This window comes from Kordiimonas sp. (assembly GCF_048260245.1).
Lineage (GTDB): Bacteria > Pseudomonadota > Alphaproteobacteria > Sphingomonadales > Kordiimonadaceae > Kordiimonas.
On the sequence record NZ_JBLXGZ010000001.1, the window covers coordinates 30,847 to 56,731 of the forward strand.

Sequence of the window (25,885 nt, forward strand, 5' to 3'; positions counted from 1 at the left end):
AGATATATATGTCGAGTAATTTGGTTGAAAGTCTGATTGGTGCACTGGTGTTGGTCATAGCGGGCTGGTTTCTTGTTTTTGCATATGAGCGCACCGACGGAGCTGTTTCCAGCGGATATCAGTTGCAGGCGAGATTTGACCGTATTGATGGATTAGGCGTTGGTGCTGACGTCAGGTTATCTGGCATCAAGGTAGGGTCGATCATCGACAGCGAACTTGACCCCAAAACCTATCAGGCGATCATACATTTTTCGGTAGCGGAGAATGTCAAACTGCCGCTCGACACAGCCGCTGCTATTACTTCCGAAGGATTACTTGGTGGCACATACCTCAGTTTGCGGCCAGGTGGATCGCTTGAAAACCTGGCGCCGGGTGATGAGATATCTGAAACCCAGGACGCTGTCGATCTCATCGGGTTGATCGGTAAGTTTATGTATGGCGGTTCTGATGCAAAAAAATCCGAATAAGCTTTTGATGGCTTTCGGCCTGCTATCCACCATGTTGATTTCAACTCAGGTACTACCGCAGCAGAGTATTGAGGCCGATGCGAATAAGCCTAGCAATCGGGCAAACAGTGTTGTCGTCCTGCGCGCGCTTGACAAGATAACCGCGCGTATCACAGAAATCGAATTACCCGTTGGTGATGAGGGCAGGTTTGGAACGCTGGCGTTAACTGTCCGTTATTGCCGTACCAGGCCACCGATCGAAGCACCAGAAACCTTTGCCTACCTCGAGATTGATGACATCAAACGCAGCGACGTTCGGGAGCGTGTTTTTGAAGGCTGGATGGTAGCTTCGAGTCCCGCATTGAACGCGCTTGAACACCCTGTTTATGACGTTTGGGTGATTAACTGTAAAACCTCCACTCCAGAGATCGAACGCGGCATACGCTGAAACCGGACATCGAGGCTTTTTAGCGCATTGGACAGCAGTTCGTGATACTCGGTTCTTGGTATTTCTATGGCCCCAAATTGCCGTAGATGACCGGTAATGAATTGTGTATCCAGCAACCGGAAGCCGCTATGGCGTAAATGCGCAACCAGATGTACCAGGGCTACTTTGCTGGCATCCGTCACCGTATGGAACATGCTTTCACCGAAAAACACGCCGCCGAGAGAGACGCCATATAAGCCTCCGACGAGCTGTTCGGCTTGCCAGCATTCGATGGAGTGCGCAAACCCCATATTGTGGAGCTCTGTGTATAACCTTTCTATTCTCTCACTGATCCATGTCGTATCCCGGCCATGTGCAGGAGCTGAGCAAGCGCGCACTACCTCTCTAAAGGCAGTATTGGCGCGTACCTCAAATGTTTCCTTACGGATACACTTGGCTAGTTTACGAGGTATGTGAAAACCATCGAGAGGTATGATACCGCGCTCCTCCGGGTCGATCCAGAAAAGGTCCGCATCGTCGCGGTGATCGGCCATAGGGAAAACGCCGGAAGCATAGGCCTGCAGAAGAAGGTTGGGGGTTATACTGTCTTTTGGCATAGCCCCCAATCTACATTACTCAGATTTACGTTGCTCGAGGAATTTTTCCAGCCAATGAATATCGTAATTGCCTGCCTGGAAATCCTCGTTATCCATCAATGCCTGATGAAGTGGTATCGTTGTTACAACACCGTCGATAACATATTCCTCCAGAGACCGCCTGAGGCGCAACAGGCAACCTTCACGCGTGTATCCTGATACGATCAGCTTGGCAATCATGCTGTCATAGTATGGCGGAATGCGATAACCCGCATACACAGCACTGTCACAGCGGACATTCAATCCGCCAGGTGGGTGATACTGTGTAACATCACCGGGGTTGGGGACAAAGGTGAACGGGTGTTCCGCGTTGACCCTGCACTCGATCGCATGGCCAAAGAAACGGACCATATCTTGACTGTAGGAGAGCTTTTCGCCGGAGGCGACGCGTATTTGTTCGCGCACTATGTCAATCCCGGTGATCATTTCGGTCACAGGATGTTCAACCTGTAGGCGGGTATTCATTTCAATGAAGTAAAACTCACCGTTCTCGTATAGGAACTCAATGGTGCCTGCACCACAATAGCCGAAATTCGCCATTGCTTTTGCAACGATTCCGCCCATGCGTTCGCGGGTTTCATTATCGATAACCGGGGAAGGGGCCTCTTCGAGTACCTTCTGGTGGCGGCGCTGTAAGCTGCAGTCACGTTCACCCAGATGGATGCAGTTTCCGTGGCTGTCACCTATGATCTGAAACTCGATATGCCGCGGCTTTTGGAGGAATTTCTCTATATATACGGCGTCGTCACCAAATGCAGCTTTGGCTTCGGTGCGACAGGTTTGCAGTTTTCGGGATAGTTCTGCTGCCTCGCGAACAATTTGCATGCCGCGACCACCGCCTCCGGCAGACGCCTTAATAATTACAGGGTAACCAATTTCCTTGCATACCCGTTCAGCCTCAACATCGTCAGTGATACCACCTTCCGAACCGGGCACTACTGGAATCCCTAGTTTTTTAACTGTTTCCTTGGCGGTAATTTTGTCCCCCATCATGCGGATATGCTCAGGGGAGGGTCCGATAAAGGCAATTTCGTGTTCGCCGACAATTTCGGAGAAGCGCGCATTTTCCGATAGAAAACCGTAACCAGGGTGGATTGCGTCTGCCCCCGTAATTTCTGCCGCAGAGATGATGGCAGGGATGTTCAGATAGCTCTGGCCGCTTGATGGAGGCCCGATACATACCGTTTCGTCCGCGAGGCGCACATGCATGGCATCGCTGTCGGCCGTGGAATGAACCGCAACTGTCTTGATACCCATTTCGTGACAGGCACGATGAATGCGGAGCGCGATTTCACCACGGTTGGCGATGAGAACTTTTTCAAACATTTGGTGCAAGCCCCTATTCAATGATGCAGAGGGTTTCACCAAACTCGACCGGCTGTGCATCGGCGAAGAAAATCTCTTTCACCTTGCCGGATTTAGGTGCGGCGATCTGATTCATGACCTTCATGGCTTCGATGATGAGAAGCGTCTCGCCTTCTTTGACTGTGTCCCCGACCTTGATAAAGGGATCGGCGCCAGGGGAAGGTGCGGTGTAGGTCGTACCCACCATTGGCGCAGGCACAGCACCCGGGTGTTCCGCAGGACTAGCTGTTTGTGCGGGAGCTGCCGCTGCAGACACAGGTGCGGCAGTAGACGCCGGGGCCTGTGCGATGGTCGGTGCGGCAGCATTATAACTCACATTGTTTGGCACCTCACGTGCAACACGAATGCGGAAATCCTCTTCTTCCACTTCAATTTCGGAAAGCGTGGACTTGTCGAGAAGCTCTGCAAGCTCACGGATAAGTTCTTTATAATCTTTGATTTTAGACATGTAATAAGACCCTTAACCCTGTAACGTTATTTGACGCGCAGCATACTCGCTATGGCGTCGATCGCAAGTACATATCCGGTAGCGCCGAAACCGCAAATCACTCCAGCAGAAACATCGGAAATGTAGGAATGATGACGGAAACCCTCCCGCGCGAATATATTAGATAAATGCACTTCAATAACGGGTGTTTTGATTGCAGCGATCGCGTCTCTGATAGCGATAGAAGTATGCGTGTACGCACCCGCGTTGAGCACGATACCTGCCGTATTATCTCCGGCCTCCTGTATCCAGTCTACCAGCGTCCCTTCATGATTATTTTGACGGAAACTGATATCGATCCCAAGTCGAGTCGCATGATCTGTTGTCATGTGCTCTATTTCAGACAAGGTCAGCGCACCGTAAGTATCGGGCTCCCGGCTACCGAGCAGGTTGAGATTTGGCCCGTTCAGGACCATGATCGTTGTCGGCGTGCTTATAGTCATAAGTTGGACCCAATGTTTCGACAGATCGCTTGAAGACCCCTGTATAATGCCATATGCATGGCATGCAAAGCTGCAAGAATAAGTTTCTTTGTGGAAAATCAAATGACCAATGCAGAATCAGTGCAAGGAAACAGACATATCGTGATCAGGATTAGTGTAAATGGCGATGAAAAACGTTTGTCCGAAGGATCTTCGCTTTCAGAATTCCTTAAGGGCGTTGGTATCAACCCCGCTAAGGTCGCTGTTGAACGAAACCGACAGATCGTGGCGAAATCGACTTACGACGATGTCCTGCTGCAGGATGGGGACCAGTTGGAGATTGTACATTTTATCGGGGGAGGAAATTCCAACATGATCAAGACAGCAGATTCATGGAACCTGGCAGGTAAACAATATAACTCTCGCCTCATTGTTGGGACCGGTAAGTACAAGGACTTCGAGGAAACGGCGCAGGCTGTTGAAGCGTCCGGCGCAGAAATTGTTACCGTTGCGGTTCGGCGGGTGAATGTCTCTGACCCTAACCAGCCGATGCTTGTTGACTATCTTGATCCAGAGAAAATCACATACTTACCCAACACAGCAGGTTGTTTCGATGCTGACAGTGCAGTCCGGACCTTACGGCTGGCAAGGGAGGCCGGGGGCTGGGACCTCGTTAAACTAGAAGTGCTGGGTGATCAGAAGACCCTCTATCCGAACATGATCGAGACTTTCGCCGCTGCGGAAACGCTTATTGGCGACGGTTTCAAGGTGATGGTCTATTGTTCTGACGATCCTATCGCCGCAAAACGCCTTGAGGAGATGGGGTGCGTCGCCATTATGCCTCTGGGGGCGCCCATAGGTTCAGGGCTTGGTATCCAAAACCCTGTTCAAATTCGTCTGATGATTGAGCAAGCCAAGGTGCCTGTCCTTGTGGATGCAGGTGTAGGTACCGCGTCAGATGCCGCTGTTGCGATGGAGTTGGGGTGTGACGGGGTGTTAATGAACACTGCAATTGCAGAGGCAAAGAAACCGGTAACCATGGCGCGGGCAATGAAGCTTGCTGTTGAAAGCGGCCGAATGGCCTATCTTGCCGGTCGTATGCCGAAGAAACGATACGCCGATCCGAGTTCGCCGCTGTCAGGGCTGATCTAAAAGAGATAGGCCGCCATAAGCGGCCTCCTCATTTGCCGAAATATATTATTCAACTTTGCCCTTGCGCGCGCGGTCGACTGCTTCCTTGAGGCGGTCATACCCCTCTGCGCCCGTTACAATATCGTCACCGATGATGTAACCGGGTGTGCCGCTAAATCCAATGTCTTGACCGATGGAAAGGGTGTTCGTGATCCTTTTTTCGACCAGCTTGTCCGCCATATCAGATTTCAGCATTGCGACGTCCAGTCCGACACTTTCGGCGATACGGTATATTGCGTCCTCGGTTATCTGAGTTTTTGAAGACATCATAGCCTTATGAAATTCGGCAAACTTACCTTGTTTCTGCGCTGCAATCGCAGCTTTGGCAGACAACATCGATAGAGGTTCGCCTTGCGGACTATCCAGTATTGGGAACTGTTTCGGCAGATACCTGATATTACCGTCGCCTTCTACCAGTCTCATAACCTCCGGGAAATGGCGACGGCAATAACCGCAACGGTAATCAAAGAATTCGACGATGGTAACATCACCTTGAGGGTTTCCGAGCACCGGAGCTGCCGGATCCTTCTCAAGATAATCACGATACAAGTTAACTGATGGCAGCATTTCAGCCAGGGTTTGCCTGCGCTGCAACTCTCGGATGGCCATCATGACGATCTCTGGGTTTTCCATCAAATAGTCCTGTATCACGGACTCTATTTTTTTGCGCTCTGCGGGGGCAATATCTGCCTCCTGCGCTATCAGGGCAGGGCAGGTGATAGCGGCAATGGCTACCGCAAAGACCATTTTCTTGATCATAAAGGGCTTTCTATCTGGTTCTTATGTTTACGAAGGGTTAGCGCGCATAACAACACCTTCAAAACGTCTGCGTTCCTGGTCTTCCCGGCGTTGTTTCTGGTATTTACGCATTTTTTCTGCCGCCTCTTCGGAGACATACATGATGTCTTGAGCTCGCAACCACTCTGGTGAGCCTTCATCAAACGCCTGCATTGCACGCTGCGCATGCATCACGGCCTGCATGGGTGAACCTGCAGAGTAGAAACGTTCTGCGGTTGCTAGGCTGGCTTCAGCTTCTCTACCGACCCATGCGTATGCCTTCGCTAAGTTAAACCATGCAAAGCTGTTACCACGGTCCTGACGGGTCGCGTCCTCCAGAATGGGAATGGCCTCAGCCATCAGTCTGTTGTCTTCGGTGGATACCATTGCCTGCCCCAGTGCCGTTGCGATCAACGGCTCGCTCGGTGCAAGCATTACGGCCTTGCGAAATATTGGCAGACTTTCATCTACCCGCCCGTTCTCAAAAAGAATTTGACCCTTGATTTCATAGAAATAGGGGTTCTTTGGCTCCATCTCGATGAGTGCGTCAGCTTCCTTCAGCGCAGCGTCCCACTCCAGTGCTTTGTGGTAAGCATAGACACGGGCGTAACGCGCTGAAGCACTCGAATCGCTGAGAGGGTAGTCCCGAAGTGTACGGCGTGGTTCAAAAAGATAGCCGGCCAGTTTGGCCTTGAGACGGTTGAATTTTTCGTTCATTTCCGGGTTTGGGGGCTGACCTGCGTAAGGGCTGGTTTGTACAGCTTCCTGCAATTGCAGTATTCGAGTCCGGTTTAGAGGGTGGCTGCGCACGTAAGGGTCTTGACGGATCTGCGCCAGAATTTCCTGATCACGCAGTTTTTCGAAGAAGGCAATCATTCCTTCGCCAGGGACACCTGCTTCTTCAAGATAGCGGGCGCCAGCGAGATCAGCCTCACTCTCCTGACCACGGCTATATGCGAGATATTGACCTTGGGCAACCGACTGCCCTGCCATCATGATGCCTAGGCCAGCATCGGCTCCACCTGCCAGAATAGCTGCGGCACCCAGTACCATCGAAAGTATGGACGTTGTACCAGCGATGCCCGCTGCGTCAGCCCGACGTACGCGGTGACCGCATGCAATGTGGCAGGTCTCATGCGCCATGACCCCGAGAAATTCATCGACATTGTCTGCAGCGAGGATGAGCCCTGAGTGAATGAAGATATTTTGTCCGCCGGTGACAAACGCGTTTATGGAATTATCGTGGAGTAGATATAGATGCACCGAACTTGGGTTCAGCCCTGCCGCGATAAATATTGGGTCCGAGACTTCGTGCAAGAAGGCTTCGGTTTCCGCATCCCGCAGAATTGATTGAGCCCGGGCCGCGGAGAGGGGTAGCAATAGCAGCATGAGAACCGAAGCAATAATCTGTCTTGATGTCACACGCAAAATATCTCTCCAATCTTGGGTCGAACGCTATGCCGCATGGGCCGGATCGTCAATAAACAAAGATTGACAAAGTTGTTAATTGTTAACCCGAACAGATTTTCAAACAAAAAGGCGGCGAAGCTATGGCCTCACCGCCTTTAAAGCTTAGTTTGTGGCCCTATCCGAAAGTACGTTGCCACCAACCCTTACGCTTGGCTGATGAATCATCCTCGGAGGGCGCAGCGTCGCTTGATTCACGCTGCGCTGTATCAACTGAAACCTTGATTGATTGAACCGGTTTATCAATTGGCTGCGGTTTTGTCGGAGTGGCCGGTTCCTTCGCAGCAGGTGTCGGAGATACTGCCTTTGCCGGAGCAGTCTTTGTTTTCTGCTTCGTGGTTGCCTCATTCACCTCAACGGGGGTCGCGTCGTCTGCTTTTTTGGCGGGACGACGACGACGGGCAGGTGCCTTTTTCGCCGGAGATTCCGCAGAAGGTTCAGCTGAGTCCGGATCATCGGCGGACGTTGGTGCTGGCTTTGGCTTCGGTGTTGCCCTTTTTCGCGGCTGGCGTTTAGGTTTGTCCAGAGCCAAGGCCTTATCTGTCCCGACCGGTGTTGGTGTTTCTGCATCTGGAGAAACAGCATCCTCCTCGGTCACCTTCTTTCGCGTGCGCCGCCGCGGCTTCGGTTTCTCTTCTGCGACGACCTCGCCAGAAGGGTCTCCTGAGGTTGCCGCTTCAGTAGTTGCGTCTGCCGGTGACGACTGTTCTCCAGTTTTTGGTTCAGCCTTCTTGACGACGCGGCGGCGACGTGCCGGTTTTTCGTTAGCTTGTTCTTTGGATTCGACAGCCTCTGCTTCCGTGGTCACAGCAGCAGAATCAGCATTACTTTGAGCCGATCCCTCGGTGATATCGCCCTGAGGCTCAGAAACAACTTCACTGGAACCGCGATTATTGTTGTCATCGGTTGAGTTAGGCGAATCATTCCTCTCGCGACGACGACGACCACCACGGCTTCCTCTGCGACGACGAGGGCGATCCTCGCGGATTGCCCCGTCGTCACTTACTGCAATTTCTTCAGATTCGGGATCGCTTGCAGGGCTGCTATCATCAGCATCCGGCTGTTGCGTCTTAACGTTACTTTCTTCCGATGTTTCATCGCGGCGGCGGCGGCGGCGGCGGCGGCGTTTACGGCGAGGTTTGTCGTCCTCAGGTTTTTCTTCGGTAACAGCAACGGCTTCTACAGGCTCTGCGGCTATTGGTAGAGGAGTTGAGGCGGCACTGTCCGGCTTAACGGCAGCACTTTCTGTTTGACCCTCGGATTTTACGCCAACGGCAGTTGCTTCCCAGGTTACTTCAACCTCGGCGGGCGCCATATTTGGTGACGACAACACCTCAATAACGAAACCGTAACTTGATTCCAGATCCGACAACATCGCGCGTTTCTTGTTCAGAAGATATATAGCCACGTCAGGGCTAGCGGTCACACGTACAGTGGAACTGCGGCCGCGGATGCCTTCCTCTTCAAGTTGACGCAATACCATGAGGGACGCAGATTCTACGGACCTGACAACGCCCATCCCGGAACACGCCGAACATGTTTCCATGCTCGCCTCAAGCAGGTTCGGACGGAGACGTTGGCGAGACATTTCCATAAGCCCAAAGCTTGAAATGCGACCGACTTGAATTCGAGCACGATCGGACTTGAGAACGTCTTTCATCCGCCGCTCAACAGCGCGGTTATTATTGCGTTCTTCCATGTCGATGAAATCAATGACCACGAGGCCAGCCATATCACGCAGACGCAACTGCCGCGCGACTTCCTCTGCCGCTTCCATGTTGGTTTTGAGGGCCGTCTCTTCGATATTGTGTTCACGGGTTGCCCGGCCCGAGTTTACATCAATAGAAATCAGCGCCTCAGTCGGGTTGATCACGATATAACCGCCAGAGCGAAGCTGCACCACTGGTTGGTACATTGCTTCAAGGTGGCTTTCGACCTGATAACGGTGAAACAGCGGGATACGGTCTTTGTAGTGCTGGACCTTTTTGGCATGGCTCGGCATCAGCAGCTTCATAAAGTCCTTGGCTGCCCGGTAGCCATTTTCACCCTCTACGAGAATTTCATCTACATCTCGTGTATAAAGATCCCGAATTGTGCGTTTGATCAGGTTGCCTTCCTCATAGACAAGGGCAGGGGCAACTGATTGCAGGGTTAGTTCGCGAATGCCATTCCAGAGCCGAAGCAGGTATTCGTAGTCGCGTTTCACTTCAGCCTTTGTGCGCTGCATGCCCGCAGTACGGACAATCAGGCCCATTTCTTCCGGCACTTCAAGATCAGAAATCATTTTTTTCAAACGCTTTCTGTCTGTTGCGCTTGAAATTTTCCGACTGATGCCCCCGGCATGGGTCGAGTTGGGCATCAGCACGCAGTAGCGGCCAGCAAGCGAAAGGTAGGTGGTCAGTGCCGCGCCTTTGTTGCCGCGTTCCTCTTTAACCACCTGCACCAGCAAAACCTGGCGGCGTTTGATCACTTCCTGAATGTTATATTTGCGCTTCAATGCACGAAGGCCGCGGCGGCGAGCTGCCGCCTCTTCAATCTCTGCGTCTTTTTCGTCCTCGTCGCTATCTTTTACGTCAGGGGCGTCTTCACCTTCGTGATCACTACCTGCGTCGGACGTCATTGGGTCAGCGCCCCGAGGCTCGTCGTCCGCAAGGGTTTCTGCAGCCTTCACCTCTGCAGCAATGAGCTCCTCGCGGTCCTCAAGAGGAATCTGGTAATAGTCGGGGTGTATTTCGCTGAAAGCTAGGAAACCATGGCGGTTGCCGCCATACTCTACAAAGGCCGCCTGCAAAGAAGGCTCAACACGTGTTACACGTGCGAGATAAATATTTCCTTTTAATTGGCGTCTGGTTGCAGATTCGTAGTCAAACTCCTCTACGCGGCTTCCCTTAACAACTGTGACGCGCGTCTCTTCAGAGTGACGTGCGTCGATAAGCATTCTTGTCGACATAAACTACTTCTCCGGATGCTCAGCCGCGCGGGCACGCCCTCGAAAAGGGGGGCGCAGGCCGAGTCCAATTTATATGATGTTACTAAGATAGTAGGAGTGGAGTAGGCAGTCCCCGGTAGGCTACAGACAACAAAAGATGGTCGCTGCACTCGCAAAGAAGGCAGACCTGTCTGATGTTTTTTCAATGCGCAAAGCCCTTTGGCCATTGCCGGTTCTTGTCCTTGTTCGGCTTTGGGTCCGATGGCGGGCAACTGCATAAAGCCAGCCCACGAGAGCGTTCCGTCAAAGCCAGACCCGCCGCGCGCATGCGGCCGGTCGGTAAACTCGCAGAATTAAAATAGTGAAATCCAGCAATCATTACAATCTAAATTGTTCATTCACTTACAGGAAATGTATGATTTGCCATTATTAATCCTGAATCCAGGCATATTTCGAGCCACCATTTTGTTTCTCTTGAGAGATTAAGCTGTTGTTCATAGTATGGAAGCCAAGTTGTTCGGCGAAAAGGCTTATATCGGGGAATGTGTGTGCTTCGTTTGCTAAATTTGATGTTGGTCTGTGGTTTTATCCTGCTGGGGCAAAGTTCGCCAGGACAGGCTAAAGATATCACCATCGATGGCATCCGCTTCGGTCAGAATGGATCAACAACCCGTTTTGTTCTCGATGTATCCAGCGAGGCGAAGCCCTCAATGTTTCTTTTGGCGGATCCCTACCGCGTCGTTATTGATTTACCAGAAGCAAATTGGCGCGCCGATGGTTCGGTTAAAACATCGGGCGTGGTCGAGGGCTATCGTCACGGACTTTTTTCACCGGGCGTATACCGTATTGTGTTGGACCTCAAAGAACCAGCCACTGTTGCAAATTCTTTTACCTTGCCCCCTAGTGGTAAATACGACCACCGGCTTGTACTGGATATCAAACCAACTTCACGTGCGGCTTTTTTATCGGCGGTGCAAAGTAGTAAAAGTGCGAGGCCCACACTCGAGTCCGCATCAGTGCCGGATGTTACCGCTCCACGCAAACGTATTTCAGGCAAGCGGGTAGTTGTAATCGATGCAGGGCACGGAGGGCCGGACCCTGGAAACCTTGGCGTTATCGGGGTACATGAAAAAGTTGTCGTGCTGGAAATTGCGCGCGCTATTCGTGACGAGCTTAATAAAACAGGCCGCTATGAAGTGCATATGACGCGAGACCGTGACATCTTTCATCCTGTGCGGGAACGGTTTCGCATTGCTCGACGTCACCGCGCAGACCTTTTTATAAGCGTTCACGCCGATTCCATCAAAAATCCGAAAGTCAGCGGTGCCAGTGTTTATAACTTGTCTGAAACGGCATCTGACCGTGAAGCGGCCAGATTGGCAGCACGGGAGAACAAGTCCGATGTTATCGCAGGCGTTAACCTTGCACAGGCCGACGACGATGTTTCAAGTATACTTATCGACCTGGCTCAGCGGGAAACTATGAATTTTTCGGCCCAGTATGCCAATATTCTTGTGCAGGAGTTAGGCCGCGACGTGCCGCTTTTGCAGCGTACACACCGTTTTGCCAACCTGGGAGTGCTGAAGGCACCGGACGTTCCTTCGGTATTGCTGGAAGCTGGCTATCTTACCAACAAGTCGAATGCGCGCTTTATCAACAGCTCTGACGGACGAAAAAAGATTGCACAAGCAGTGCGCAGAGCAACCGACCGTTATTTTCAACAAATGATTGCTCTAGGGCGTTGAGGTGTAATGCTTTTTTCTGGCTTGTTGAGATAATTTGCTCTGGTCCATTATTACTGTCATAAGCAGCGCTAAACTTGCGTAATGCCACACGGGGGCCATATTCGCGGTGCACTTTAACCCTTGGTGTCAGATAGGGATGAGACCAACGAGGCGATGAAAAAACAAGCTGAAAATCCTGTGCGCGATAGATCCGGCGCCGTCAAACGGCCGCTGTGGCGACGGCTGATTCGATATACACTTGTGTTGGGTGTTATTGGCGTAATTACCGTCATATCAGCGGTAACATGGGCGATTGTGTACTATGGCCGCGACTTGCCTGACTATCGTCAGCTTGCGAATTACGAGCCTTCTATCGTTACAAGAATTCACGCTGGCGATGGTAGCCTGTTGACGGAGTTTGCGCGGCAACAACGCTTATTCGTACCGATCAACGTCATACCTGAGGATCAGATCAACGCCTTTTTGTCCGCGGAAGATAAAAACTTCTACGAGCATGATGGCCTTGATTATATGGGCATGGTGCGGGGTAATCTGCGAAACATTATGAACCTTCTGACAGACAGGCCGTTGCAGGGTGGCTCAACGATTACCCAGCAAGTGGCGCGTACGTTTCTGTTGACGCTCGATCAGAAACTCGACCGTAAAATCAAGGAAATGATCCTCACTTTGAGGATAGAGCGTGCGTTTTCAAAAGACCGAATACTTGAGCTGTATCTTAATGAAATCTATTTCGGTAACCGGTCATATGGTGTAGCCGCAGCGGCACTTAACTACTTTAACAAGTCGCTCAATGAGCTCAGTGTAGCTGAGATGGCCTATCTCGCTGCGTTACCCAAAGCACCAAACAACTATCACCCCGTGCGCAACAAAGAACGTGCGCTAGGCCGTCGCAACTGGGTGCTTTCGCGTATGTTTGAGCTTGGCCATGTTGACCAGGCTACTTATAGCCAAGCTATTTCCGAAGATCTATCAATGCACGAGCGTGAAGGTCACGCGCGCTTTGAGGCAGAACATTTTGCCGAAGAAGTTCGTAGGCGCGTCGGCGGATTGTACGGTAACAATGCCTTGTATGAGGGCGGCCTCTCAGTTCGAACGTCGCTCGAACCGAGGTTGCAAGCTATCGCTGAACGCACTTTGCGAGAGGGGTTGGTGGCCTATGACCGCCGGCACGGTTGGCGCGGGCCGGTTGGTCGTACAGTGATGGACAATGAGTGGGCCGAGCGTCTGCGCACGTTCAAGACGCCTTTGGGATTTACCCGTTGGCAACTTGCCGCAGTGCACGAAGTGCGCGAGGATGGCGCGGTCGTTGGCCTCAAGGACGGCAGTTATGGTTTTGTGCCGTTCGAGGAAATTAGCTGGGCAAGAGCTTGGCGCCCCGGTGAATACCTCGGCCCCAAGGTGAAAGATGCCGCAGAAGTTCTGGCGGTTGGCGATGTGGTTGTTGTTGAGGCCAATGCGCAAAGCGAAACCGTGGAGCTCGAAAGTTTCTGGGATTCCAAAGGGGAAGCAATTGGCGCTGTTCGCGCATTCCGGTTGCGGCAGATCCCTGAAATCGATGGTGCTCTTGTCGCGATGGACCCTCACACTGGTCGTGTGCTCGCTATGGTTGGTGGGTTTGACTATGCGGCTAGCCAATACAATAGGGCCGTGCAGGCTGAGCGCCAGCCAGGTTCAGCTTTCAAGCCTTTTGTGTATGCCGCAGCCCTTGACAATGGTTTTACACCAGCGAGCCTTGTACTCGACGCCCCCTTCGTGATCGATCAAGGCGATGGCTTGGGTAAGTGGAAGCCCAAAAACAGTTCCAACAAATTTTATGGCCCGAGTACCTTACGACTGGGTATTGAAAAATCCCGGAACCTTATGACTGTGCGTCTCGCGCAGCATATGGGTGTGGGCAAGGTGCTACAATACGCAGACAAGTTCGGCTTGGCAGAGAATATGGAGCCGACGCTTGCAGCTTCACTGGGAGCTGGAGAAGTAACCTTGCTGCAATTGACCGCCGCATACGGCATGCTCGTTAACGGCGGGAAACAGATTCAACCCTCTTTGATCGACCGCGTGCAGGATCGTCGGGGAGACACGATATATCGGCATGATGACCGTGATTGTATGCCTTGCAAGCTTACATGGGAGCAAAATCAGCGCGAGCCGCAGTTGCCAGACAACCGCAGCCAGGTTCTGGATCCCCTGACAGCATATCAATTGGTATCTATGCTGCAGGGAGTCGTGCAAAACGGTACAGGCCAGAAGATTAAATGGCTTGGTAAGCCCCTCGGGGGTAAGACCGGGACGACGAATGATAGCCTCGACGCATGGTTTATTGGGTTTTCCGCAGATCTCGCTGTGGGCGTCTTTACCGGGTTTGACCGACCAAGATCACTTGGTAACAATGAAGAGGGGTCATCGGTGGCGGTGCCCATCTTTCGGGATTTTATGAAAGAAGCGTTGAAGAATGAGCCCGGTGTTCCCTTTCGAATGCCATCCGGCGTCAGGCTGGTACGGGTCAACGCGGAGACGGGGCAACCCGCAAGCTTCGGTGATGAACACGTGATCCTTGAAGCATTCAAACCTGGCACCGAGCCTCGTGCCGGTCAATACGCGGTACTTGACGGTTCGCTCGAAGACGCTAAAACAAAAAGCACAATTCGAAAAGGCACGGGCGGTATCTATTGATTGTCGTCGGGCCAATCAAGAGAAGAAGGAATAGTTTATGCGTGCGGAAGCTCAGGCAACCGTCGATCAACTCCAGCAGTCAATGGCACTGCTGAGGAGGCATCTTTGACTGGGATCGAGCTCTATTACGACTGGAAGAGCTGAACGCTTTGGCCGAGGACCCAGAACTTTGGAATGACCCGCAGAGCGCACAAAAGCTTATGCGGGAACGAACAAAGCTCGACGATGCGATCAGCGCAGTGCGTGAAATCAGTGACGACCTTGAAGCGACTGTAGAGATTATCGAACTTTCAGAAATGGAAGGCGATGAAGACATGATTAGCGAAGCCGAGGGTCAACTGAAGACATTGGCCGAAAAGGCGAAAACTGCGGAGTTGAAGGCACTTTTGTCTGGTGAGGCCGATGGAAATGACACGTATGTCGAAATCCACTCAGGTGCTGGTGGTACAGAAAGTCAGGACTGGGCGTCTATGCTCTTTCGCATGTACATGCGTTGGGGTGAGAAGCGGGGTTTCAAGGTTGAGACGGTGCAATACATGCCCGGTGAAGAGGCAGGTATTAAATCGGCGACGTTGCAGATTAAAGGCGAGGACGCATACGGCTGGCTAAAGACAGAGTCAGGTGTTCACCGACTTGTGCGTATATCCCCATATGATTCGAATGCTCGCAGGCACACGAGTTTTGCCTCGGTATGGGTCTATCCGGTGATTGATGATTCGATTGATATTGAAATCAACGAAGGCGATCTAAAGGTTGATACCTATCGTGCTTCGGGTGCGGGTGGCCAGCATGTGAACACGACGGACAGTGCAGTTCGCATCACTCACCAGCCCTCCGGTATTGTGGTGCAGTGTCAGGCAGAAAGGTCTCAGCATAAGAATAGGGCTGCGGCGATGAGTATGCTGAAAGCGCGGCTATACGAAGCTGAGCTGCGGCGCCGGGAAGAAGAAGCAAATGCTGTGAATGCAAGCAAAACCGAGATTGGCTGGGGACACCAGATACGCTCCTACGTAATGCAGCCATATCAGATGGTAAAAGATCTTCGAACAGGTGAAGAATCTGGGCAGCCGGATAAAGTGCTGGATGGCGATTTGGATGCCTTTATGGCGGCAGCTCTGGCAGCACGGGTTCATGGCGAGAATGCCGCCGTTGACGATATTGACTGATAAACCGGGCAATAAGCCCACCCGCAATTCAATGGGGTATAGCAGATGAGTAAAGATAAAAAAGACGACAAAGACCCAAAGTCCGGCAGCGAACAGGTGAATAAAATCCTGTTTGATGCCAGGAAGATTTTTATTGTGGGAGATATCGATCAAGACATTGCACGCGATACAGTCGCTCGGCTCATGGCACTTGAAGAGGTATCACATGAGCCGATAACAATCGTTATCTCTTCTCCGGGTGGTCACGTGGAATCCGGCGACATGATTCACGACATGATCAAGTTCATAAAGTCACCGGTTAAGGTTCTGGGTACGGGTTGGGTCGCTAGTGCCGGGGCACTGATATTTGTTGCCGCGCAATTGAAGAACCGTTTCGCTACCCCGAATACGCGTTTCCTTCTGCACCAGCCATCGGGCGGAATCAGCGGCAATGCCGCCAATATTGATATTCAGGCCATGCAGATCGTTAAAATGCGCGAGCGCTTGAACAAGATATTTGCTGAGGCTACCGGACAAACTCTTGAAAAGATCGAGAAGGACGTTGATCGGGATTTCTGGTTGAGCTGCGAAGAAGCTGTCAAATACGGCATTGTAGGAAAAGTGGTTAAGAGCCAAGACGATATCTTGTAACTTTAACGAGATTAACGAAATAAAGTATCAAGGGCGCTTTAAGCGCCCTTTTTTTTGCCTAAGTCTAAGTATGCAGAGTTATTCCGCTGCAGTTTTTTTAGCGACGAATGAAGGCGTTTCGTCGAGAGCTGGGGAACTAACCGCAGTTGTTTTACCATCCTTCGGGTTGGATGTATGGGCGAAGCGTCCGGTCAATTTAGCACCGGCTTCAACCGAAAGGCTTTCGTGGTAGACATCGCCCTCAACAACAGCACTTTTTTCCAGCCGGACAGAGCGCGCCCGTATTTCACCATTCACTGTCCCCCGGATGGTAACGCTGTCAGCGACAATGGTACCGTTTACGGCACCACTTTCACCCATGACCATGCCACCGCACGTCAGATCGCCTTTAATTGTGCCGTCTAGCTGTAATTCTCCCACTGTGTGTACATTGCCTTCAATCTGAACATCAGAGCCGATGATGGACGGAGTTGGAGCGCTGTTTGGACGTGGTGGCTGACTATTATTGCTCGCTGGTTTTTTCATGTCTTCCTTGGATTTCGAGAACATCATTCGCTGCTTTCAAATAGGGTAGAGGGTCACGGACAGAGCCATCAAACCAGATTTCGTAATGCAGATGGGTACCTGTGACACGCCCGGTTTTACCCATATCGCCCACACGTTGACCCAAACTTACTTCGTCATCTTTATCGACACGTAATTTTCGCATATGGCCATAACGGGTTCTAAAACCGTTGCCATGGTCGATTTCGACCATATTCCCATAAGGGCCATACCAGCCAGCGTGTACCACTTTACCTGGCGCCGTCGCATAAATAGCCGTGCCAGGCCAGCCCGCAAGGTCAAGACCTGGATGGTTTGCCCATGTTTTTTTCAGAGGGTCGACGCGACGGCCGAACCTGCTGGACAAATAGTATTTTTCCGCCGGTTTCCCAACGGGGAAACTATCAAGTGCGTTTTTGACCATCTCAAGGCGTTGTCCGGTGGAAATCAAGGCACTGAAAATATTGCCGTCATCGTTATCAAACACCGGTTCGAATGCAGAGTCAGCGATAAATGGACCACCTTGTCCAATAGCCTCGCTGGACTGCTGTGCAATTAATTCGTCACTGTCCAGCTTGGTCGCCGCCAAAATTGTCTCAATGTCTGCGAGTCTTGTTTCATTATTGGCTTTGAGTTGGCTGGCGAGTGCTTTTTGGCGATCTGCCATGTCTTCCAGCCGATAAAGCAGGTTTTTTCGGCGGTCTATATTTGAATGTACAGCAGCCTGAGCGGTACCAAAGCCAAAAAGTTGTTCAACAAAGCCTGCATCATGCTGGCCGTTGCCTTCATGCCAAGTCGTATTCGGAGCATTGGCTCCTGATAAGTCTTGCCCTTCGCCGTTCAGATCTTCAACTGCTTTCTGGGGTTCAGATACTGGCGACGATATTGCACCCTCAGATGTGTTCAGAAGTTCTTCAAGAAATTTCTGGCGTATCTCCAACTGTTCGGCTCGTCGCTCGACCTCAAGCTCCAGCGCTGAGAAGTCATTTGATAGCGATTGATACTGTGCGCTCATTGTTGAAATTGTACGGTTTTTGTCCGCGATGGTTTTATCCTGCGTCAGGTAGGCATAAGAAGTAATACCGCCCCATATCACTGAAACAGCCAAGGCGGATGCCATCCCCATTTGGGTGTAGCTACCGATCGTAAGAAAGCGTACGCGGCCTTCGCTGCGCAAGAACAACTGTCGCTCAGGAAAGTATTTCCCCCTGAAACTGTGAAAGTTCTTCAGCCATGTCAGTGTTTTAAGCAACTGCTGCCCCAACCTCGTCGATCCCGTACCCTGTAGCGTCGGCCACTCTTTGCGACCCAACATATGATTATTTTTGTACTATTTAGTTAATTTCATACGCATTGCACCTATTTTGGTGCCGTTGGTCAAGTTTCTTATTATTCTTCCAGCATCTCCGCAAGGGGCTCATAGAAAGAAACAGGCATACCCGCCCGGCTACGTGCGGGTTTATTGAACGGCGGCTTCAGATAGCCCTTGAAGTAGCTGCGGACTAGTTCATGAAACCAGCTATCGGGATTCACTTGTTCTTTTTTTGCAAGGTACTTGAACCAACGCGCCCCTGCCGCGACGTGGGTTACTTCTTCCTCATATATCGTTTTGAGAATCTCCGATGAGACTTCGTCTCCTGCTTTACTGAACTGATCAATCATCTTTGGGGTTACGTCCAGGCCACGCGCTTCAAGCACCATTGGAACTATAGCTAGTCGTGCAGGAAGGCTCTGACGGGTGTCTTCGGCAGATCGCCATAATCCATCATGAGCAGGCAAGTCACCGTAAAAGGAATCCATTGCCTTTAGTCGGGCGCTGACAAGGCTGAAATGGCGGGCTTCATCATCGCCCACCTGAATCCAATCATCGGTGAAACTTTTGGGCATGGTCGCTCCAAAGCGCGCGACTATATCGAAGGCCAAGTCGATTGCATTGAGCTCGATATGTGCAACGGCGTGTAACAATGCGCGTCTGTTGCTCTCATTACCACCTTTGCGCCGTTTTGGCATCTGGGCCGGCTCAAGTAATAGTGGCTGACTTGGGCGGTTGGGCCTTACAGAAGGGCTAACATCAAATTCAAAGAGCAGGTGCCCAGCCCGCCAATCTGCTGCGACCCGCCGCGCCAGTTCAGCTTTCTCACGTGCACGCCCAGTTCTGAGGACGGCTACGGCTGCCTGGGAAATATTACGCCAGTTTTCACCCATGATGCGCTGCTATTAAAGCGACTTTGCTGCGGTTAGCACCGCATCCACGTGACCTTTGACACGTACCTTGTGCCAGATGTCTTGAATGACACCATCACTATCAATGAGAAAAGTGGCGCGCTCGATTCCCATATAGGTGCGGCCGTACATGTTCTTTTCGATCCAGACGCCGTAGGTTTCAATTGTGTCACCCGTCTCATCGGATGCCAGCTTCACCTTCAGTTCGTGTTTTGCAACAAACTTGTCGTGTTTTGCAGCGGTGTCTTTTGAGACACCAATAACGGTGGTGTTCGCGGCATCAAATTGATCAATCACCGCCGTGAAGTCCTTGGCTTCGGTGGTGCATCCAGGGGTGTCATCTTTGGGGTAGAAGTAGAGCACAACATTACGCCCGCGATAGGCTGACAAAGATATGGTTTCGCCGCCATTGCCTGGCAGGGTAAAGTCAGGGGCGGGCATGCCTTTTTCCAAAGCCATTGAATTCTCCATTGCTTAATCTTTGTTTCTATTCAGTTTTTCAGCGGGTTTGTCTATCACATCCTGGAACAGGCTGTATATGTCCGATTGAAAGGCTTGCAGGCGCGCTTTAAGGCTAGAGAAATCTGCCGCATCGGTGATGCGGCAGAGGGCACGACGGATACCTTCGGCTATGTCGTCATCTTCTATGTGTGATGACCCCAGGCACAAACGCAAAACTGATTGGATGTTCTGCTCAAAGAGGTGTGCCTCGTGCATTAACCTCGCTTGCGCTGGGGTAAGTGCATTGGCATCTGCCAGTCTATCGATACTAATATCAAGCTCGGGGCTGAAAATATCAGGCGATTCATGGCCTTCCCGTAACATTAAATACTGACAGATAAATTCCATATCAATCAGACCGCCACGTACGTTTTTGACCGCCCACGGATTTTTGGTGCCAAATTCGCTGTCTAGTTTTAGGCGCATATCATGGACGCGCTGCAATAATTCATCTTTGTTACGCGGGGCAATCAACACGCGTCTGATGGTGTCTGAGAGAGCCGTGCGCAGTCCCTCAGGTGCGATCAGAATACGTGCACGGGTCAGTGCCATATGTTCCCATGTCCATGCAGCACTGGTATAATAATCTGCAAACGTCTTTAAGGTGACCACGATCGGGCCTTGTTGACCCGAGGGTCGCAGACGGGTGTCTACTTCAAACAGCCTGCCTTCCGGGGTGAGCGCCGTTACCGCGGTAATGATATGTTGCCCCAAACGTGAAAAATACTGGCTTGGACTCAGGGCCTTGGGGCCGTCTGAGACCGCATCCATGTCTGGAACATGGTATAGGAATACGATATCAAGATCTGAGGTGTTGGTGAGCTCCCGTCCACCATATTTCCCCATGGCTATTACAGCGATTCCACCACCTTTGAAGGTCCCGTGACGCAGCGCAAATTCCTCTTCCGCTGCCTTTGCTAGGGCTTTCAGCGATACGTCTGCAAAACGGGTAAGGGCTTCGCCGCATTCGTCAACATCAGCGAGAGCTTCAAGTAGTTGCACGCCAATTCTGAAACGCCCCTCTGAGACGAAACGCCTTACTATATCCAGCTTGTCTTGGTAGTCTCCGGCGCTCTGCAACAGGTGATCCAGATAGCTCGCCAGAGTTTCCTCTGTATCTATGGGGCCAAAAAAATCAGGCTCTAGAACAGCATCCCAAAGTTGGGGCTTTTTTGAGAGCGTTTCTGCAAGTGCCGGCGCAAGTCCCATAACTCTTGCGAGCAGCCCAAAGAGTGAGGGATTTGCTTGCAAAAGTGAAAAGAGTTGTACACCCGCAGGCAACTGCGAGATGAATTTATCAAATCTGTTAAGTGCTGCTGTGGGGTGATGAGTTTCTCCGAAAGCTTCCATTAGGCCAGGCAATATCTTTTCGAGTAAGCCTTTGGCCCGTTCGGTCCGGAGCGCACGGTGCCGGCCTCTGCGCCAGCCTTCAATAATTGCGCACGCCGCTTCAACCTCCTTGAAACCAAGCTCTTCAAGTTTCTTAGGTAGATCAGATTCGCTGTAGCCGACATGGTTGATAGAGTTCTGCTCATCAGGCAACAGTGCGTCGTAATGGGCGCTGACACGTTCGGTATGAGCCAGCAGGCTAGCTCTCAAGAGATCACGATCAGCATACCCCATGAAGCAGGCAATGCGGTCGATCGCGATTTCCTGTTCCGGGATTTGATGGGTTTGGGCGTCATCGACCATCTGTATTCGGTGCTCGAGGGTGCGGAGAAAACGGTAACTGTCCAAAAGCTCCTTGTGGGCGGCAGGGGAAATGAGTTGCTCCATGGCCAAAGCATCCAGAGCTTCGAGCGTGCCTCTTACTCTAAGGCTTGGATGCCTGCCTGCATGAAGTAGCTGGTTAACCTGTGCATAGAACTCAATTTCACGGATGCCACCTTGCCCGAGTTTGACGTCATAGCCGCGGAAGACCGTGTTAGTTTGCCCATAGTGGCGATTGATCTGGTTTTTGATGGCGGCGATATCTTTGAGCGCCACAAAATCCATATTTTTTCGCCATACCCAGCGGGTTATGGTCTCGAGGTAATCATCGCCTGCGGCTTTATCACCTGCTACCACCCGCGCTTTGATCATGGCGGAACGTTCCCAGTTCACCGCCATGGAATGGTAGTAGCTTAAGGCAGCGTCAACCGAAATGGCGACGGGGGTCGCGCCTGGATCTGGCCTTAGGCGCAGGTCTGTCCGGAATACGTAGCCATGCATTGTGCGTTGCTCAAGAATTTGCACAAGTTCCTGAGTAAGTCGAACGAAGCACTGACTGACAGATTTGTTACCCGTGTAACCTGTTCGAACAGGATCATAGAGTACGATAAGGTCAATATCTGACGAATAATTCAGTTCGTGCGCTCCGAGTTTGCCCATGCCAAGAACAAAATAGCCGGATTTGCGTGATAGGTTCGGGGTTGTCGGCTCTGGTATTCCATCTGGCCATTTTAGTTCACCGCTCACCATGCGGGCGGAAAGAAGGTGTGCCAGTGCCAATTGGACGGACAAGTCCGCAAATGTGCTTAAGGCTGTCGTTACTTCTTCAAGACTCCACACTTCCGAGACATCTGCAGCAGCAGCCAGGAGCGAGAGACGAGCTTTTTGCTCCCTTAAAAAGGCCATGATTTCAGCAGTGGTTTCTTGGGAAGGTCTGGGCGCCTGCATAGTCCCGATAAGGTCGTCAAAAAGCGTGTTTGGCTGCTCGCTCAACACCCTGATCGCATAGTTTGGTAATCGGTTAGCTATAGCGGCCAAAAAAGGGCTGTTGCCAAAAAGAGCGTCTGACAACGGCCTGTTTATTTCAGTATTCTTGGCGCGTTTTCCTGATTCTGCTGCAACATTGAGCAATGCTGCCCAAATCTGGTCAGCTTTATGTGTATCGTAGCTCGCTGGGTAGTGCATATTTTTTTTCATAGAAAAACGGCTATCCGTAAAATTACGTTGCTAGATACCGGGAGTGTTCATACCTTGCCGTATCAAATCAAGTGTCTTTAACTTGTACAGGCCAGGACGTTGAAGCGTACAGTTGGAATAGTCGTCAGATCAGCCGTCTGGGTAGCGACCGCAGCAGTATTGGCAGTATCGTTTTTTTTCGTTCGCCTGCTTGTAGCGCCTGTTGATCTTGGATTTGCCCGCGACACAGTCGTTGAGCAGACGAAAACCTTGTTGCCCGGCTGGGAAATAACATTCCGTTCCGCTGAGATAGGGTGGGATTGGCGCAGGGTGAGGCCTTGGGTTTCGCTAAGTGATGTTCAGTTCATAGACCGCCGAGAGCGCTTGATAGCGTTTGTTCCCAATGCGCACATGGCCCTGACTGTAACAAACGTGTTCACTCAGGTTGCCATTTCTGAAGTTGAAATTCACAATCCTCTGGTCCACGTCTCGGATCTGGGTGGGTTTAGCGACGCATCTGAAAACGGTGGCCTTAATAGTCTTTTCAGTACAAGTGGCACGCCGACTCCGGAGGTCCTCAGACCTTTAAGCGAGGCGTTTAGCCGGTTTGGCTCTCGCTTATTGAGAACTGCACCTGCACTAAATGTGGTGTCATTCTCGAACATTGCGGTAACGTTGGAGCGCGGTGCAGGTTTTGACACGGCGCAGTTCACTTTGCCACGACTTACCCTTAATCAACACGATGATCTCATTAGAGTTGATGCAATCCTCGACGCACAACTTGGACAAATTCCGACTCAAGTGCGTTTGCAGGGGCAGGCGGAACCTTTGCTTGGCGACATTCAACTTACTCTCGGTTTCAGCGAATTAAGGCCGTCCGCTCTTATAAACTACGCGGCTGTTCCCGAGTTTGTCAGTTACTTCGACGTGCCGCTGGCGCTCGATCTTACGCTGAACCTTTCATCGAATGTGGGACTGCAAACGGCGTCATTCTCGGCAACTATGAATGAGGGTGCAATTAGTGATCCGATAAGTTTTCCTCAGGACAGCCGAATTCGCTACGGAGTGGTTTCGGGCCGGTATGAGGCAAGTGAAAAAACACTGGTGTTCGATCAAATTGAGATCGCAACAGAACGCCCCATCATCAGAGGGAAAGGGCTTATATACTGGACCTTGGGCAGCGATAATCCGTCTGTGCAGTTAACCGCCCGGCTGGAAAATGCAACAATTGACGAGGTTCTGAGATACTGGCCCAGAAAAACCTATCCTGATGGTCGCCCTCGTGGTGCGCGAGCATGGATTGACGACCATGTTTCCCGCGGCACTTTGGAAAATATTGACTTTGAAGTTGATTGGTCTCCTGAAACAGGTGGTGGTTTTGAGAATGGCAGCGCATACCGGCTTAATTTCAGCTTTAACGATATGGACGCACATTATCTGTTGTCGATGCCACCGATAACTGCTGGCTCGGGTCAAGGTAGGTTAACACATGATGTGTTTACCCTTGCGCTACAAGAGGGGCGTATTAGCGGTATGCCGGTGGCGGGCACAACAGCCCGTATGGTTGATATTGATGTCCGAGACGGTGCCACCGGACTATTTGACGTCAAGCTTGGCGGGCGGGTAGCTGACGTTTTGGATCTTCTCTCTTATCCTCCGGTGAATTTATCAGAGAAATTGAGCTTCGACATGCAGCGCGTAAGCGGCAATGTGCGTGTCCGAACCCTTTTAACGCTCCCCCTGATCAAAGAGATTCCGGTGGACGCTGTTAATTATGATGTGACCGCAGATATTTTGCGTGCCAGCGTGACAGATTTGCTTGGCGGGGAAGGGCTGCGTGATGGAGCGTTAAGCTTGACAGTTGACCCGGATAATCTTTCTGTTGAGGGGACCGGTACACTGAATGGCGTGCCTCTCACGCTGTATTGGCGTGAAGATTTGAAGGCAGGGCGGGATGATCCAGCCGCGGACACCACAGAGATAGTGCTTTCTGGCATGATGGATGAACATGATATATCCGCGCTCGGAGTTGACGTGTCCGACTATCTGTCTGGTCAAACTGTGGCTGAGGCCAGTTTCATTGGTCGTAATTTTGCGTTTACCCGAGGATATTTCTCTGCCGACGTGTCAATGGCTACTCTGAAAGAACAGCGCCTCGCGTGGTCGAAGCCAGTAGCTGTGCCTGCGACCGTTACTGGCACTGTACTATTCAATGAAGGAACGACTCGTATCAGCCCGCTTGTCGTCGTTGGCGAGGGTATTGACGTTCGGGCAGACCTCTCGTGGCAAGGAGGGGCCATGGATGCCGAGTTTTATGTAGGTGACTTGGGAGGTAATCAGTTCACAGCTATAGCTAACCAGTCCGAAAACGGTGCGTTGGGGCTAAAAATATCGGGTGCGCGCTTTAACCTTGCGCCAATACTTGATGCCGAGCAGGCGGGGAAACCAGCAGGTGTCGTCGAAGGCCTGGACATATTGAACCTTGATGTGAATATAGAAACCCTCATGTTGCTCAACGGTGAGGAGCTCGATGATCTCCGCCTTAGCGGTGAATTCTACGGCGGTGCCCCTCGCTCATTGACGGCCTCCGGCTTGGTTCATGGTACCTCAAAAGAAACAATTTTGAGCATATCGCCGGGGCCGGACGAAGGCCTTCGTGATTTATGGTTGAAATCCCCGGATGGAGGTCACTTCTTGCGGTCTCTTGGTTTGTTCGCACATTTACGAGATGGCGAATTATCGATGAAGGGCAAAACATCGGGCTGGGGACGCGACCTTCACATCGAAGGAGAAATGTCCATAAAGAATGCCTTGATGGTTTCAAGGGCAAAACTCAGCGCCGCTGTCACAGAAGGGATTATAGAAGGGCTTAACGATTATCTCGAGAACGATGCTGTTCAGCTTGATACAATTGAAATGCCGATGGATTACACCGCTGGTGTACTTGACATCAGTTCGATGAAGGCAAATGGCCCTTCACTTGGGATGACGATGGAAGGGCAAATATCGGCCCGGTCTGAAAAAATAAACGTAAATGGCGTGTTTGTACCAGCTTATGGGTTGAACGCTTTGCTTGGCAAGATTCCGCTATTGGGCAACCTGCTTACCGGGGGCGAAGGAAAGGGCATTTTCGGCGTCGCCTACAGAGTCAAGGGGCCAACGTCTGATCCCGTGTTTTCGGTGAACCCGTTGTCTGGTATTGCGCCGGGCTTCCTGCGCTTGTTATTTGAGGGGCGCAAGGGCAAGCTTGACGACGTTATAATACCGGAAGAGCCAGAAAACCCCTCTGAGCAGTCACCAGATGTCGACAAAGATAAGGCGGGCGACTTTCAGCCGCCCCATCCCCAATAA

Annotated in this window: 20 protein-coding genes; 8 read left to right on the forward strand and 12 right to left on the reverse strand. The window is 51.5% G+C overall.

What is annotated here, in order from left to right:
- Positions 1 to 8 precede the first annotated feature (8 nt).
- Positions 9 to 467, forward strand: a complete 459-nt coding sequence (gene mlaD / locus ACN0VM_RS00125) for an outer membrane lipid asymmetry maintenance protein MlaD (protein WP_417448803.1) — start codon at positions 9 to 11, stop codon at positions 465 to 467.
- Complete coding sequence (locus ACN0VM_RS00130; RefSeq protein WP_417448804.1) at positions 448 to 894, forward strand: DUF2155 domain-containing protein; 447 nt, start codon at positions 448 to 450, stop codon at positions 892 to 894. Before mlaD ends, ACN0VM_RS00130 begins: the two co-directional genes overlap by 20 nt.
- On the opposite strand, the gene aat is transcribed toward ACN0VM_RS00130, so the two are convergent.
- From aat to aroQ, 4 genes are read right to left on the reverse strand one after another with little or no spacing between them, the layout of a single operon-like run.
- The gene (gene aat, locus ACN0VM_RS00135; RefSeq protein ID WP_417448805.1) at positions 831 to 1,490 is read right to left on the reverse strand and encodes a leucyl/phenylalanyl-tRNA--protein transferase; all 660 of its coding nucleotides are present in this window, start codon (positions 1,488 to 1,490) and stop codon (positions 831 to 833) included. The genes ACN0VM_RS00130 and aat overlap by 64 nt on opposite strands.
- Before the next feature lie 15 nt (positions 1,491 to 1,505).
- Positions 1,506 to 2,855: an acetyl-CoA carboxylase biotin carboxylase subunit gene (gene accC / locus ACN0VM_RS00140; RefSeq protein WP_417448806.1), complete on the reverse strand. Its 1,350-nt coding sequence runs from the start codon at positions 2,853 to 2,855 to the stop codon at positions 1,506 to 1,508.
- Positions 2,856 to 2,868: 13 nt separating this feature from the next.
- Entirely contained in the window at positions 2,869 to 3,342 is a 474-nt protein-coding gene (gene accB, locus ACN0VM_RS00145) for an acetyl-CoA carboxylase biotin carboxyl carrier protein (protein ID WP_417448807.1), read from the reverse strand.
- A 26-nt stretch (positions 3,343 to 3,368) separates the two neighbouring features.
- Entirely contained in the window at positions 3,369 to 3,824 is a 456-nt protein-coding gene (aroQ, locus tag ACN0VM_RS00150; protein WP_417448808.1) for a type II 3-dehydroquinate dehydratase, read from the reverse strand.
- 102 nt (positions 3,825 to 3,926) lie between these two features.
- On the opposite strand from aroQ, the gene thiS reads away from it, so the two are divergent.
- The gene (gene thiS, locus ACN0VM_RS00155) at positions 3,927 to 4,955 is read left to right on the forward strand and encodes a sulfur carrier protein ThiS (RefSeq protein WP_417448809.1); all 1,029 of its coding nucleotides are present in this window, start codon (positions 3,927 to 3,929) and stop codon (positions 4,953 to 4,955) included.
- A 45-nt stretch (positions 4,956 to 5,000) separates the two neighbouring features.
- Here thiS and ACN0VM_RS00160 read toward each other — a convergent pair whose 3' ends face one another.
- The 3 genes from ACN0VM_RS00160 to ACN0VM_RS00170 all read right to left on the reverse strand — a co-directional run bounded on the left by ACN0VM_RS00160 (position 5,001) and on the right by ACN0VM_RS00170 (position 10,188).
- The gene (locus ACN0VM_RS00160; RefSeq protein WP_417448810.1) at positions 5,001 to 5,753 is read right to left on the reverse strand and encodes a DsbA family protein; all 753 of its coding nucleotides are present in this window, start codon (positions 5,751 to 5,753) and stop codon (positions 5,001 to 5,003) included.
- A gap of 27 nt (positions 5,754 to 5,780) precedes the next feature.
- Entirely contained in the window at positions 5,781 to 7,193 is a 1,413-nt protein-coding gene (locus tag ACN0VM_RS00165) for a M48 family metalloprotease (RefSeq protein WP_417449024.1), read from the reverse strand.
- Positions 7,194 to 7,356: 163 nt separating this feature from the next.
- On the reverse strand, positions 7,357 to 10,188 hold the full coding sequence (locus tag ACN0VM_RS00170) for an Rne/Rng family ribonuclease (RefSeq protein WP_417448811.1): 2,832 nt from the start codon (positions 10,186 to 10,188) through the stop codon (positions 7,357 to 7,359).
- 527 nt (positions 10,189 to 10,715) lie between these two features.
- Here ACN0VM_RS00170 and ACN0VM_RS00175 point away from each other — a divergent pair.
- From ACN0VM_RS00175 to ACN0VM_RS00190, 4 genes are all read left to right on the forward strand, one after another.
- The gene (locus ACN0VM_RS00175) at positions 10,716 to 11,912 is read left to right on the forward strand and encodes an N-acetylmuramoyl-L-alanine amidase (protein ID WP_417448812.1); all 1,197 of its coding nucleotides are present in this window, start codon (positions 10,716 to 10,718) and stop codon (positions 11,910 to 11,912) included.
- A gap of 153 nt (positions 11,913 to 12,065) precedes the next feature.
- A complete protein-coding gene (locus ACN0VM_RS00180) occupies positions 12,066 to 14,585 on the forward strand; it encodes a penicillin-binding protein 1A (protein ID WP_417448813.1) in 2,520 nt (839 codons plus the stop codon).
- Positions 14,586 to 14,622: 37 nt separating this feature from the next.
- Positions 14,623 to 15,751 (forward strand): peptide chain release factor 2 gene (gene prfB / locus ACN0VM_RS00185; protein ID WP_417448814.1). Its coding sequence is split into 2 segments (ribosomal slippage): positions 14,623 to 14,691 and positions 14,693 to 15,751, totalling 1,128 coding nucleotides; the frame shifts between segments, so codons are not numbered across the junction.
- Between the two features lie 45 nt (positions 15,752 to 15,796).
- Positions 15,797 to 16,381 carry an ATP-dependent Clp protease proteolytic subunit gene (locus ACN0VM_RS00190; protein ID WP_417448815.1) on the forward strand — a complete coding sequence of 195 codons (585 nt, stop codon included), beginning with the start codon at positions 15,797 to 15,799 and terminating at the stop codon, positions 16,379 to 16,381.
- A 78-nt stretch (positions 16,382 to 16,459) separates the two neighbouring features.
- On the opposite strand, the gene ACN0VM_RS00195 is transcribed toward ACN0VM_RS00190, so the two are convergent.
- The 5 genes from ACN0VM_RS00195 to ACN0VM_RS00215 all read right to left on the reverse strand — a co-directional run bounded on the left by ACN0VM_RS00195 (position 16,460) and on the right by ACN0VM_RS00215 (position 22,555).
- The gene (locus ACN0VM_RS00195; RefSeq protein ID WP_417448816.1) at positions 16,460 to 16,906 is read right to left on the reverse strand and encodes a bactofilin family protein; all 447 of its coding nucleotides are present in this window, start codon (positions 16,904 to 16,906) and stop codon (positions 16,460 to 16,462) included.
- The gene (locus tag ACN0VM_RS00200) at positions 16,884 to 18,176 is read right to left on the reverse strand and encodes a peptidoglycan DD-metalloendopeptidase family protein (protein ID WP_417448817.1); all 1,293 of its coding nucleotides are present in this window, start codon (positions 18,174 to 18,176) and stop codon (positions 16,884 to 16,886) included. The genes ACN0VM_RS00195 and ACN0VM_RS00200 overlap by 23 nt, the downstream gene beginning before the upstream one ends.
- Positions 18,177 to 18,313: 137 nt before the next feature.
- The gene (locus ACN0VM_RS00205; RefSeq protein ID WP_417448818.1) at positions 18,314 to 19,129 is read right to left on the reverse strand and encodes a ferritin-like domain-containing protein; all 816 of its coding nucleotides are present in this window, start codon (positions 19,127 to 19,129) and stop codon (positions 18,314 to 18,316) included.
- 12 nt (positions 19,130 to 19,141) lie between these two features.
- Positions 19,142 to 19,606 (reverse strand): thioredoxin-dependent thiol peroxidase, encoded by a 465-nt coding sequence (bcp, locus tag ACN0VM_RS00210; protein ID WP_417448819.1) that lies wholly within the window; start codon positions 19,604 to 19,606, stop codon positions 19,142 to 19,144.
- Positions 19,607 to 19,621: 15 nt separating this feature from the next.
- Complete coding sequence (locus ACN0VM_RS00215) at positions 19,622 to 22,555, reverse strand: bifunctional [glutamine synthetase] adenylyltransferase/[glutamine synthetase]-adenylyl-L-tyrosine phosphorylase (protein ID WP_417448820.1); 2,934 nt, start codon at positions 22,553 to 22,555, stop codon at positions 19,622 to 19,624.
- Positions 22,556 to 22,714: 159 nt separating this feature from the next.
- Here ACN0VM_RS00215 and ACN0VM_RS00220 point away from each other — a divergent pair, with 159 nt between their 5' ends.
- Positions 22,715 to 25,885: an AsmA-like C-terminal region-containing protein gene (locus ACN0VM_RS00220; RefSeq protein WP_417448821.1), complete on the forward strand. Its 3,171-nt coding sequence runs from the start codon at positions 22,715 to 22,717 to the stop codon at positions 25,883 to 25,885.

What these genes read in the sequence shown, in the direction of transcription:
- mlaD (WP_417448803.1), top strand. Translation starts at nt 9, where the DNA reads ATGTCGAGTAATTTGGTTGAAAGTCTGATTGGTGCACTGGTGTTGGTC.
- ACN0VM_RS00130 (WP_417448804.1), top strand. Translation starts at nt 448, where the DNA reads ATGCAAAAAAATCCGAATAAGCTTTTGATGGCTTTCGGCCTGCTATCC.
- aat (WP_417448805.1), bottom strand. Translation starts at nt 1,490, where the DNA reads ATGCCAAAAGACAGTATAACCCCCAACCTTCTTCTGCAGGCCTATGCT.
- accC (WP_417448806.1), bottom strand. Translation starts at nt 2,855, where the DNA reads ATGTTTGAAAAAGTTCTCATCGCCAACCGTGGTGAAATCGCGCTCCGC.
- accB (WP_417448807.1), bottom strand. Translation starts at nt 3,342, where the DNA reads ATGTCTAAAATCAAAGATTATAAAGAACTTATCCGTGAGCTTGCAGAG.
- aroQ (WP_417448808.1), bottom strand. Translation starts at nt 3,824, where the DNA reads ATGACTATAAGCACGCCGACAACGATCATGGTCCTGAACGGGCCAAAT.
- thiS (WP_417448809.1), top strand. Translation starts at nt 3,927, where the DNA reads ATGACCAATGCAGAATCAGTGCAAGGAAACAGACATATCGTGATCAGG.
- ACN0VM_RS00160 (WP_417448810.1), bottom strand. Translation starts at nt 5,753, where the DNA reads ATGATCAAGAAAATGGTCTTTGCGGTAGCCATTGCCGCTATCACCTGC.
- ACN0VM_RS00170 (WP_417448811.1), bottom strand. Translation starts at nt 10,188, where the DNA reads ATGTCGACAAGAATGCTTATCGACGCACGTCACTCTGAAGAGACGCGC.
- ACN0VM_RS00180 (WP_417448813.1), top strand. Translation starts at nt 12,066, where the DNA reads ATGAAAAAACAAGCTGAAAATCCTGTGCGCGATAGATCCGGCGCCGTC.
- ACN0VM_RS00190 (WP_417448815.1), top strand. Translation starts at nt 15,797, where the DNA reads ATGAGTAAAGATAAAAAAGACGACAAAGACCCAAAGTCCGGCAGCGAA.
- ACN0VM_RS00195 (WP_417448816.1), bottom strand. Translation starts at nt 16,906, where the DNA reads ATGAAAAAACCAGCGAGCAATAATAGTCAGCCACCACGTCCAAACAGC.
- ACN0VM_RS00205 (WP_417448818.1), bottom strand. Translation starts at nt 19,129, where the DNA reads ATGGGTGAAAACTGGCGTAATATTTCCCAGGCAGCCGTAGCCGTCCTC.
- bcp (WP_417448819.1), bottom strand. Translation starts at nt 19,606, where the DNA reads ATGGCTTTGGAAAAAGGCATGCCCGCCCCTGACTTTACCCTGCCAGGC.
- ACN0VM_RS00215 (WP_417448820.1), bottom strand. Translation starts at nt 22,555, where the DNA reads ATGAAAAAAAATATGCACTACCCAGCGAGCTACGATACACATAAAGCT.